The following is a 9,291-nucleotide window of genomic DNA, read 5'->3' as shown; positions in this document are numbered from 1 at the left end:
CCACCTTCGCGGCGTCGACGGGCGCCTGGTCGTCGGGGCCCGCCGCGCCGGCCAGGGCGTTGCCCGCGCGGTCCTCCGGAGCCTTCGGCAGTTGTTGTTCGCTCATGCGGGCTTCCTCGGTGATGGTGTCTTGGGGGCAGGCGCGGCCAGCAGGTCGCGCGCCTGCACCAGCCATTCGTAGACCGCGCGCGGCGATTCGAGCCGGTGCAGCGCCAGGCTCGGCCCGGCGCCGACCTTGATCGCGACGCCGCCACGCGGCTGCACGACGGCGAAGCCGCTCTCGTCGGTGGTGTCGTCGCCCGCGAAGACCGGCGTGCGGCCCGCGAACGGCGCTTCGGTCATGAAGGCCTCGATGGCGAGGCCCTTGTTCACGCCCGAAGGCTTCACTTCGAACACGAACTTGCCGTGCATGAGCTCGAGCTGCGGACGGCCTTCGATGGCGCGCGCCATCGCGTCGCGGCACACGGCCTCCAGCTGCGGTGCGAGCCGGTAGTGCAGCGCGATGGCGCCGTGCTTGCGCTCGACCAGCAGGCCTTCGTGGATGCGCGCGAGTTCGTTGGCCACGTCCAGGATCGGCACGAGGTCGGGCGGGCGCTGCTCCTGCATGCCGCCTTTGGCATCGCGCCGCTGCACGCCGTGCTCGCCGGCCGCGGGCAGCCGCAGCGGCGCGAGAAAACGATCGATGGCATCGATCTGGCGCCCCGACACCACGGCGAGCGCGCCGCCGAGCAGGTCGCGCAGGTCGCTCAGCAGGGGCACGAGGGCGGGCGGCACCTCGATGGCTTCAGGCGTGGCGGCGAGGCCGACCAGCGTGCCGTCGAAGTCGAGAAAAAGGGCGGCGTCCCGGCCCGGCGGAGGTGGCAACTGGGCGTTGCTGCTGGAGGACTTTGGCATTGGGAAAAACCATAGCACGGCTCGCACGCGGCGCGTGTCGGCCAAAGTCCCGGCGTGCGCCGATGGCGGGGATTCAGTCGGCCGTGGCGGGCAAGGAGGCCTTCACGGCCGCAATGCGCGCCCGGTGGATCGCCTCGCCGATGCGCGGCCCCGTGGCGCCGGCCTGCTGCGCCTCGCGCGCCACCACGTCGGTGGCCACGGCCTGGGCCGCCGCGAGCACGGCGAGCAGGCGCGGACGCTGCGGGTAGGCCGTGTCTTCGAAGCCGAGCCGCCCGCGCGCGTCGCATTCGCAGGCCAGCAGCGCCTCGGCGAAGCGCGCCGGCTTGCGGAAGGCGTCGCAGCGCTCCAGCAGGCGCACCAGCGGCGTCGCGTCGAGCGCGCCGCTGCGGTGGATGTTGCCGTGCTCGCGCGCCACCACCTCGGCCAGCTCGCGCAGCTCCACCGGCACGCGCCAGCGTTCGCACACGGCCTGCAGCAGGTCGACGCTGCGCAGCTCGTGGTTGATGTGGCGCGGCAGCATGTCGGCCGGCGTGGTGCCCTTGCCGAGGTCGTGCATCAGGCAGGCGAAGCGCACGGGCAGCGTGGCGCCCAGCCGCGCGCTGGTGTCGAGCACCATCATCAGGTGCACGCCGGTGTCGATCTCGGGGTGGTGCTGCGCCGGCTGCGGCACGCCCCAGAGCCGGTCGACCTCGGGCAGCAGCACGGCGAGCGCGCCGCAGTCGCGCAGCACCTCGAACATGCGCGAGGGGCGCGTTTCCATCAGGCCGCGCGCGAGCTCCTGCCACACGCGCTCGGGCACCAGCGCATCGACCTCGCCGGCCGCGACCATCTCGCGCATGAGCGCCATGGTTTCGGGCGCGACGGTGAAGTCGTCGAAACGCGCGGCAAAGCGCGCCACGCGCAGGATGCGCACCGGGTCTTCGCGGAAGGCGTCGGTCACGTGGCGCAGCACCTTGTCGCGCAGGTCGCGCTGGCCGTGGAAGGGGTCGGCCAGGGTTTCGGGGCGAGGGTCGAAGCTGCCGTCGGCGCCCACGTGCTCGGCGGGCAGCGCGATGGCGTTGACGGTCAGGTCGCGCCGCGCCAGGTCCTGCTCCAGCGTGACGTCGGGCGCCGCATGCACGACGAAGCCGCGGTAGCCCGGCGCGCTCTTGCGCTCGGTGCGGGCCAGCGCGTATTCCTCGCGCGTGCGCGGATGCAGGAACACGGGGAAATCGCGCCCCACGGGCAGGTAGCCGCGCGCCACCATGGCCTCGGGCGTGGCGCCCACCACCAGCCAGTCGTGGTCGGACACGGGGCGGCCCAGCAGCCGGTCGCGCAGTGCACCGCCGACGAGAAAAATGTTCATGAGTGCAGTGTAGGGATACTCTCCCTGCACAAAAAGAACGGTCGTTCGATAATCGCCGAGCGATGCGAACGACCGTTCGTAAATCCGCATCGCGCGAAGCACCGGTCGCTGGCCGGTGCCCCCGTGCGCGGGGCTGTTTTCAACACCCAAGGAGCATTCACAGCTATGAAGAAACTCACAACAACAGCATCGTTGGCATTGGCGGCACTCGGGGTCCTGGCATCGGGCAGCGCCCTGGCGCAGAACGCGGGCGACTGGGTCGTCGGCACCGGCTGGTTCCACCTGTCGCCGCAGGATTCGAGCAAGCCGCTGACCGTGACCTCGCCCGTGCACAGCGTGCTGGCCGGCTCGGGCGCGAGCGTCACCAACTCGGACACGCTGGGCCTGAACGTCGCGTATTTCATCGACCCCCACTGGGCCGTCGAGGGCGTGCTCGGCGTGCCGCCCAAGTTCAAGCTCAACGGCAGCGGCACGCTGGCGCGCGTGGGCGAACTCGGCCAGGCCCGCCAGTGGAGTCCGACCGTGCTGGCCAAGTACTACTTCAACGAAGGCAACGACGCCTTCCGTCCGTTCGTGGGCCTGGGTGCCACCTACGTCTGGTACAGCGACGTGAAGCTCACCTCGAACCTGCAAGGCGCGCTGGCCAGCCAGTTCCACGTGCGTCCGTCTTCGGTGAACACCACGGCCAAGCTCGACAGCTCGTTCGCGCCCGTGCTCAACGCCGGCGTGGCCTACCAGTTCGACAAGCACTGGGGCGTGTCGTTCTCGGTGTCCTACATCCCGCTGAAGACCAAGGCCAAGCTCACCACGACCAGCATCACCGGCCTGCCGGTGGCGCGCAGCGAGGCGAGCCTGAAGCTGAACCCGATCGTCACCTACCTGGCGGCGACGTACCGGTTCTGATGAGGTCCGGCGGGCCTCAGTCGCGTGAAGTGCGATAGGGCTCGTCGAAAGCCACGAAGGTCTTTTCAGCCAGGGCGCCCGCGATCCACGCGGCGACGCCCGGCAGGGCCGCCACGCGCGCGATGTACGCATCGATGGCCGGCGGCACCGGCAGGCCGTAGCCGCGGATGCGCATGCCCACCGGCGCGAAGAAGGCGTCGGCGATGGTGAAGGCGCCGAACAGCATCGGGCCGCCGTGCGTCTCGAGCAGCTCGGTCCACATCTGCACGATGCGGTCGAGGTCTTCCTGCACGCCGGGCTGTTCGGCCAGAAGCCGCGCGCCCACCTCGGGCAGCGAGGCCTCGATGTTCATCGGGCAGTTGCCGCGCAGGTTGGTGAAACCCGAGTGCATCTCGGCGCAGATGCTGCGCGCGCGGGCCCGCTCGGCCACGCCCTGGGGCCACAGCTGCTTCTCGGGGAAGCGCTCGGCCAGGTACTCGGCGATGGCGAGGGTGTCCCAGATGGCCAGGTCGCCGTCGACCAGCACCGGCACCTTGGCCACGGGGTTGATGGCGCCGATCACGTGCTTGAACTGCGAGGTGGCATCGAACGAATCGAAGCGCACCATCACCTCCTCGAAGGGAATGCCGGCCTGGGTCATGAGCACCCAGGGGCGCATGGACCACGACGAGTAATTCTTGTTGCCGATGTAGAGCTTGGACATCTATCTGGGTCTCCGGGTCAGTGCGGGAATGCGGGGCAAAGCCGTCGATGCTAGCCGGGCGGCGGGCTGCGATTGATGACGAAGGCGGCGCGAATTGATGCAGGCCGCTTCAGCGGTCGCCGTCCTGGCGGGATTCGGGCGGGACGATCACGCGCGGGCCGGAGGCGTTCGTGTCCGGCGAGGGCTTCACGACGCGCTCGATCAGGCCCACGAGGCGCGGCACCAGCGACAGCACCGCGAGCGCCAGCAGTGCGCTGAACACGGCCGTGACCTCGCGGCCGAGCCCGCAGGCCATGCCGATGGCGGCCGTCATCCACAGTCCGGCGGCGGTGGTGAGGCCCTGCACGTGGGATTCGTCCTTGCCCTGCTTGAGGATGGTGCCGGCGCACAGGAAGCCGACGCCGGCCACCAGCCCCTGGATCACGCGGCTCATGTCGGCCGGCACGATGCCGGTCTGCTGCGGGATCAGCACGAACAGCGCCGAGCCGATGGCCACCAGCATGTGGGTGCGCACGCCGGCCGCCTTGCCCTGCTGCTCGCGCTCGAAGCCGAGCAGGAAACCCAGCACGGCCGCCAAGAGCAGCCGCACCGAGATGCGCGTGAGCTGCGCGACGTCTCCCGCGTCCGAGAATTCGGACGCGACGGTGTCGAGCACCTCGTCGCGCCAGCTCATGTCAGGGCAGGTCCTTGTTGGGCTCGGGCTCGTTGGCGTTGCGCGGGCCCACACGGCCCAGGCGCTCCTTCAGCGACTGCGGCTTGCCGCTGATGATGGCCGCGTAGTTGGTGGTGTTGGCCAGCACCTTCTTCACGTAGTCGCGCGTCTCGTTGAAGGGCACGTTCTCGGCCCAGATGGCCGCGTCGATCACCGGGCCGTTGCGCCAGTTGCGCGGGCGGCCCGGGCCGGCGTTGTAGGCCGCGGCGGCCAGCGCCATCGAACCGTCGAAGTCGTCGAGCGCGAGCTTCAGGTAGTTGGTGCCGATGGTGATGTTGGTTTCGCGGTCGTTGATCTGGCCGGGCGTGAAGTCGGTCAAGCCGATCTTGCGGGCGGTCCAGCGCGCCGTGGCGGGCATGACCTGCATCAGGCCCGAGGCGCCGACGCCCGAACGCGCGTCCATGATGAAGCGGCTTTCCTGGCGGATCAGGCCGTAGACGTAGGCCGGGTCCAGGCCGATGTCCTGGCTCTTGCGCAGCACCGTGTCGTGGAAGGGCATGGGAAAGCGCTGCTCGACGTCGATCACGCCCTTGGTGCGCTCGCTGGTGTTGATGCAGCGGTCCCACACCTCGCGCTGGCAGGCAAGGTCGGCGGCGGCCAACAGGGCGCGGTCGTCCATGCCGCCCTTGTCGTGCAGGTTGGTGGCGTAGTTCCACTCGCGCGTGCCTTCGGAACGCAGGCCCATGCCGATGGCCTGCAGGCCGCGCTGCAAGCCGGGGTTGGTGCGCGCGGCGTTCTTTTCTTCGGGCGTGAGCGGCGCAGGCCGGGTGGCCGCGACAACGCGCTGGCCCAGTTCTTCGAGCGCCAGCATTTCATAGAAGCCGCGCGTGCCGGCGATGCTGGTGTACAGCTCGCGGGCCTGGGCGCGGCGCTCGTCGCCGCCGGCGCTGCTCAGTGCGCGGGCCTTCCAGTAGACCCAGATCGGGTCTTGCTGGGCGGCGTCGCTCATGGCGTTGATGGCGGGTGCGACGTCTTTCCACTGGCTGGCGCGCAGGGCGGCGCGCACGCGCCAGCCGAGCATGTCGTCGGACAGGTCGCTGTTCTTCGTGACGTTGCCGAAGTAGCTCACGGCCATCGGCGAGAGCTTGTTCGCGGCCGCGCGGCCGATGGTGCCCCAGACCCAGTTGCGCTCTTCGGCGGAGAGCATCGGGCCCCACTTGCCGTCGAGCTGCGCGGCGCCCTGGTCGGGATCGGCCACCGCGATCTTGATGAGCGCGAGCACCACCAGTTCCTTGCGCGACTTGGCGGCCACGAAGGCGCGGCCGGTGAGGAACTTGGCGGCGCTGGCGTTGACCTCTTCGAACAGCGGCAGCGCGTCGGGCGCGGCGATGGTGACGGCACCACGCGCGGCGGCGGGCCGGTTGGCCTCGATGGCCAGGCGCGCCTTCTTCCAGGCGTCGTTGGTCGTCATCAGGCGGGCCGCGACCATGCGGTCGGCGGCGGTGAGGCAGCCGTCGTCGCTGTCCTTCTGCGCGAACCAGTTGCGGCGCACCTCGTCGGCCTGCGCCTGCGTGGCCGTGCCGGTGCGCAGCGTGTCGACCAGCACCGCGTAGCAGCGCACCTGGGCGTCGTCGCCCATGCGGAAGCCGGCGATGTTGGCGGCAAAGCCGTCCCAGTCGCGGCGCTGGCCGAGCAGCAGCAGCCAGTCGTTGCGCAGGCGGTCTTCCTGGTAGGTGTTGGGGTAACGCGCGTAGAAGTCCTGCACCTCGTTGGGCGCGGCCTCCTGCAGGCGGGCCTTGAGCTCCCAGTAGGCGGCCCAGGGTTCGAGTGCGTGGCCGCGCGCCTGCGGCAGCAGGGCCGTGAGACGGGCCTTGTCGCCGCGCTGGAAGGCCTGCTTCATCTGGACCAGCACGTCGTCGTTGGTGTTGTTCTGCGCGGCGGCGGGCTGTTGCGACAGCAGCGCGGCGAGTGCGAGAACGGCGGAAAAAACCAGGGCGGGCGCGCCGCGACGCTGACGAGCGCGCGCGGATGCCAAAATGCTTGGGAACTGCATCGGGGGATTATGGACAAGTCAAAGGATGCCGACACCTCGGCCACGGCGAGTTTTCTGAAGGGTCAACTGCGAAAGGCGCTCATCGAGCAGCGGCTGGCGCTGCCCGACCGCCTTGCGCGGGCCGACCTGTTGCAGCGCGTGATGCGGATCTGGCTGGTCGGCCGGCCCGACACCGTGATCGGCGCCTACTGGCCGATCAAGGGCGAGTTCGACCCGCTGCCCGCACTGCATCGCTGGAAGGAAGACGGCGAACTCATGGAAGAAACGCAGCGCCGCCGCATCGGACTGCCGGTGATCGACAAAGTTCACAAGACGCTCACCTTCCATGCCTGGTACCCGGGCTGCCAGATGGAAGAAGACGCCTACGGCATTCCCAAGCCCAAGGACACCGAGCTGATCGTGCCGACCCTGCTGTTCGTGCCCTGCGTGGGCTACAGCGCGGGCGGCTACCGGCTGGGCTACGGCGGCGGTTTCTACGACCGCACGCTGGCGGCGCTCGAGCCCCGGCCTTTCACGGTGGGGCTGGGCTTCACGAACGGTTTCCTCGAAGACTTCGAGCCCGAAGCGCACGACCTGCCGCTCGATGCCATCCTGAACGACAACGGCGTCGTCTGGCCAGTCACTTGACTCTCCCCCAGGCTGCGCGCACTTCGTGTCGCTTCGCCAACCCCCTCACCGGGGGCAACACCAGCGGCCCGGCAAAGCCGGTTCCGCGGTGTTCCTGGAAGGGACAAATCCTTTCTATCAATCGAGGTTGTCCACCGTGTCGGGGTCGGGCACCTCGCCGATGGTCTGGCGCGTGGTCACGGCCTGCGCCTCCAGCCAGTCGGAAAAGGCCTTGATCTCGGGCCGCAGCGCATTGCGCGGCCCCGAGATGAGCCAGTAGGCCATCGGTGAATCCAGCCGGTGCTGCGGCAGCACCTCGATCAGGTCGCCGTTGGCCAGGCTTTCGGCAATGAGCGAACTGCGCGCCAGCACCAGGCCCTGGCCCGTGAGCGCGGCCTGCACCATCTGGTAGGCATAGTTGAAATAGAGCCAGCGCTTGGGCTGCGCGCGCTCCAGCCCGTTCACTTCGAACCAGCGCCGCCACGTGAGCCATTCCAGGTGCGTGCGGTGCGCGTCGCCCGCCTCGATCAGCGTGAAGCGGGCGATGTCGGCCGGCGTCTTGATCGGCGGGTTGCTCTTGATGAGCCACGGGCTCGCCACCGGCGTCAGCGTCTCGCCGAACAGCCGCACGGCGCCGGGCGGCATGCCTTCGGGCGGGCCGTAGCGCAGCGCGATGTCCACGTCGGCCACGTCGAGGTCGACCGCGATGTCGCTGGCGTCGATGCGGATGTCGATCTCGGGGTTGTCGCGCTGGAAGGCTTCCAGCCGCGGGATCAGCCACATCGAGGCGAACGAGGCAAAGGTGGTGAGCGCCACGCTCTTGCGCCCCGCGCTCTGGCGAATCTGCCGCACCGCCATGTCGATGCGCGGCAGCGCCTGCTGCACCGACAGCAGCAGCTGCGCCCCGGCGCTGGTCAGCTCCACGGCCCGCGTGTGGCGCAGGAACAGCGACACGCCCACTTCCTCTTCGAGCGACTGGATCTGCCGGCTCACGGCCGACTGGGTGAGCGCCATTTCCTCGGCCGCCGCGCGGAAATTGAGGTGCCGCGCGACCGCCTCGAAGGCCCGCAGGTGCCCCGCGGAGATCGGGCGGGAGCGCAGGTGGGTTTGCGAATGTTGCATGGGTATGACTTTGGTGTGCGTTCCCGGCGCCCAGTTGATTGATGCGGGAATCGCATCAGTAGGCTACCTCGTTTTCATTGGACCTCCAAGGCCGCAAAAACGATCATTCATTCCCGAACTGCGCCAACCTCTCTGTCTGTCAAAGGCGCTTCGGATCAGCCAAGGAGTCCTCATCATGTCCACCGCCGTCTGCACCAACGAATCGCTCGCTTCCCTGTCCCGTTCCACCCGCACCGCGGCCATTCCGCCGGCCGTGCGCCGTGGCGCCTGGCAGATTGCGCCCGGCGAGGCGATGAGCCTGAAGGCGCGGTCGGCGAGCGTGCTGCGCGTCAAGCAGGGCCGCGTGTGGGTCACGCCCGACGCCACCGCCCACGGCCCCAGCGAAGACATCGTGCTGGCCCCGGGCGAATCGCTCACCGTGGCCGCCGGCCAGCGCATCGTCATGGAAGCCTGGGATGGCTACGGTGCCACCTACGTGTGGGACCCGGTCTGACCGACCGCCTGCACTCCCGGCTCTTCTGAACAAAGGCGGCTTCGGCCGCCTTTTTCTTTGCCCGTCGTTTTCAATCGGTCAAATCGGTCAGCCGGTCAGGTGCTGATGTCGAAGCTGGCGCGCAGCGCCAGGAAGTGCGCCAGCGCCGCCTCGCCGCGCAGGGCCCGCAGACCCGAGACCGGGTCGGGGCCTTCGCATTCGGCCAGGCCCATCGCAAACCCGCTGTAGCGCCGGGCGGCCAGCGGGCCGTCGTGGACCACCACGAGCGCCACGTGGCGCGGATCGCGCTGCAGCCGCGCCATCAGCGCCTGCACCGCCTCGTGCGGCCCCTCGAAATGCTGGCAGAAGCACTGGCCGTCGAACACCAGCAGGCCGGAGATGCCGTCCTCGGCATTGCGCGCGCGGGCCTGGGTGACGATCGCGCCCACGGTGGCGGGCGGCAGGTCGGGGGCGAGCAGGCTGCAATAGAGGAATTCGTACAGGAGTTCTGCAGAGGCTTGTTCTTGTGTCATGCGGTGCA

10 protein-coding genes are annotated in these 9,291 nt (G+C 69.4%); 3 read left to right on the top strand and 7 right to left on the bottom strand.

All coding sequences use genetic code 11. The features are described 5' to 3' along the window. Positions 1-102: 102 nt before the first annotated feature. Entirely contained in the window at positions 103-894 is a 792-nt protein-coding gene (otsB, locus tag VBO01S_RS19255; RefSeq protein ID WP_062477959.1) for a trehalose-phosphatase, read from the bottom strand. 73 nt (positions 895-967) lie between these two features. Further along, positions 968-2,239: a multifunctional CCA addition/repair protein gene (locus VBO01S_RS19250; RefSeq protein WP_062477956.1), complete on the bottom strand. Its 1,272-nt coding sequence runs from the start codon at positions 2,237-2,239 to the stop codon at positions 968-970. A gap of 165 nt (positions 2,240-2,404) precedes the next feature. Here VBO01S_RS19250 and VBO01S_RS19245 point away from each other — a divergent pair, with 165 nt between their 5' ends. Continuing rightward, positions 2,405-3,142, top strand: coding sequence for an OmpW/AlkL family protein (locus VBO01S_RS19245; protein ID WP_062477953.1), 738 nt, complete (start codon positions 2,405-2,407; stop codon positions 3,140-3,142). Positions 3,143-3,158: 16 nt separating this feature from the next. Here the strand turns inward: VBO01S_RS19245 and VBO01S_RS19240 are convergent, their stop codons facing one another. From VBO01S_RS19240 to VBO01S_RS19230, 3 genes are all read right to left on the bottom strand, one after another. Then, complete coding sequence (locus VBO01S_RS19240; RefSeq protein ID WP_062477951.1) at positions 3,159-3,845, bottom strand: glutathione S-transferase family protein; 687 nt, start codon at positions 3,843-3,845, stop codon at positions 3,159-3,161. A gap of 109 nt (positions 3,846-3,954) precedes the next feature. Next, positions 3,955-4,518, bottom strand: coding sequence for an MgtC/SapB family protein (locus VBO01S_RS19235; RefSeq protein WP_062477940.1), 564 nt, complete (start codon positions 4,516-4,518; stop codon positions 3,955-3,957). Position 4,519: 1 nt separating this feature from the next. Further along, positions 4,520-6,550, bottom strand: a complete 2,031-nt coding sequence (locus tag VBO01S_RS19230) for a lytic transglycosylase domain-containing protein (RefSeq protein WP_062477938.1) — start codon at positions 6,548-6,550, stop codon at positions 4,520-4,522. 9 nt (positions 6,551-6,559) lie between these two features. Here VBO01S_RS19230 and VBO01S_RS19225 point away from each other — a divergent pair, with 9 nt between their 5' ends. After that, positions 6,560-7,177, top strand: coding sequence for a 5-formyltetrahydrofolate cyclo-ligase (locus VBO01S_RS19225; protein ID WP_062477936.1), 618 nt, complete (start codon positions 6,560-6,562; stop codon positions 7,175-7,177). Positions 7,178-7,294: 117 nt separating this feature from the next. On the opposite strand, the gene VBO01S_RS19220 is transcribed toward VBO01S_RS19225, so the two are convergent. After that, positions 7,295-8,278 carry a LysR substrate-binding domain-containing protein gene (locus VBO01S_RS19220; protein ID WP_062477933.1) on the bottom strand — a complete coding sequence of 328 codons (984 nt, stop codon included), beginning with the start codon at positions 8,276-8,278 and terminating at the stop codon, positions 7,295-7,297. 175 nt (positions 8,279-8,453) lie between these two features. Here VBO01S_RS19220 and VBO01S_RS19215 point away from each other — a divergent pair, with 175 nt between their 5' ends. Beyond that, on the top strand, positions 8,454-8,771 hold the full coding sequence (locus tag VBO01S_RS19215; protein ID WP_062477930.1) for a DUF2917 domain-containing protein: 318 nt from the start codon (positions 8,454-8,456) through the stop codon (positions 8,769-8,771). A gap of 95 nt (positions 8,772-8,866) precedes the next feature. Here the strand turns inward: VBO01S_RS19215 and VBO01S_RS19210 are convergent, their stop codons facing one another. Further along, positions 8,867-9,283, bottom strand: coding sequence for a BLUF domain-containing protein (locus VBO01S_RS19210; RefSeq protein ID WP_062477927.1), 417 nt, complete (start codon positions 9,281-9,283; stop codon positions 8,867-8,869). Between the last annotated feature and the right edge of the window lie 8 nt (positions 9,284-9,291).

Source organism: Variovorax boronicumulans NBRC 103145 (assembly GCF_001591345.1).
Classification (GTDB): Bacteria; Pseudomonadota; Gammaproteobacteria; order Burkholderiales; family Burkholderiaceae_C; genus Variovorax; species Variovorax boronicumulans.
The sequence above is the reverse complement of the archived record's forward strand: the minus strand, read 5'-3'. Positions and strand labels throughout refer to the sequence as shown.

What these genes read in the sequence shown, in the direction of transcription:
- otsB (WP_062477959.1), bottom strand. Translation starts at nt 894, where the DNA reads ATGCCAAAGTCCTCCAGCAGCAACGCCCAGTTGCCACCTCCGCCGGGC.
- VBO01S_RS19250 (WP_062477956.1), bottom strand. Translation starts at nt 2,239, where the DNA reads ATGAACATTTTTCTCGTCGGCGGTGCACTGCGCGACCGGCTGCTGGGC.
- VBO01S_RS19245 (WP_062477953.1), top strand. Translation starts at nt 2,405, where the DNA reads ATGAAGAAACTCACAACAACAGCATCGTTGGCATTGGCGGCACTCGGG.
- VBO01S_RS19240 (WP_062477951.1), bottom strand. Translation starts at nt 3,845, where the DNA reads ATGTCCAAGCTCTACATCGGCAACAAGAATTACTCGTCGTGGTCCATG.
- VBO01S_RS19235 (WP_062477940.1), bottom strand. Translation starts at nt 4,518, where the DNA reads ATGAGCTGGCGCGACGAGGTGCTCGACACCGTCGCGTCCGAATTCTCG.
- VBO01S_RS19230 (WP_062477938.1), bottom strand. Translation starts at nt 6,550, where the DNA reads ATGCAGTTCCCAAGCATTTTGGCATCCGCGCGCGCTCGTCAGCGTCGC.
- VBO01S_RS19225 (WP_062477936.1), top strand. Translation starts at nt 6,560, where the DNA reads ATGGACAAGTCAAAGGATGCCGACACCTCGGCCACGGCGAGTTTTCTG.
- VBO01S_RS19220 (WP_062477933.1), bottom strand. Translation starts at nt 8,278, where the DNA reads ATGCAACATTCGCAAACCCACCTGCGCTCCCGCCCGATCTCCGCGGGG.
- VBO01S_RS19215 (WP_062477930.1), top strand. Translation starts at nt 8,454, where the DNA reads ATGTCCACCGCCGTCTGCACCAACGAATCGCTCGCTTCCCTGTCCCGT.
- VBO01S_RS19210 (WP_062477927.1), bottom strand. Translation starts at nt 9,283, where the DNA reads ATGACACAAGAACAAGCCTCTGCAGAACTCCTGTACGAATTCCTCTAT.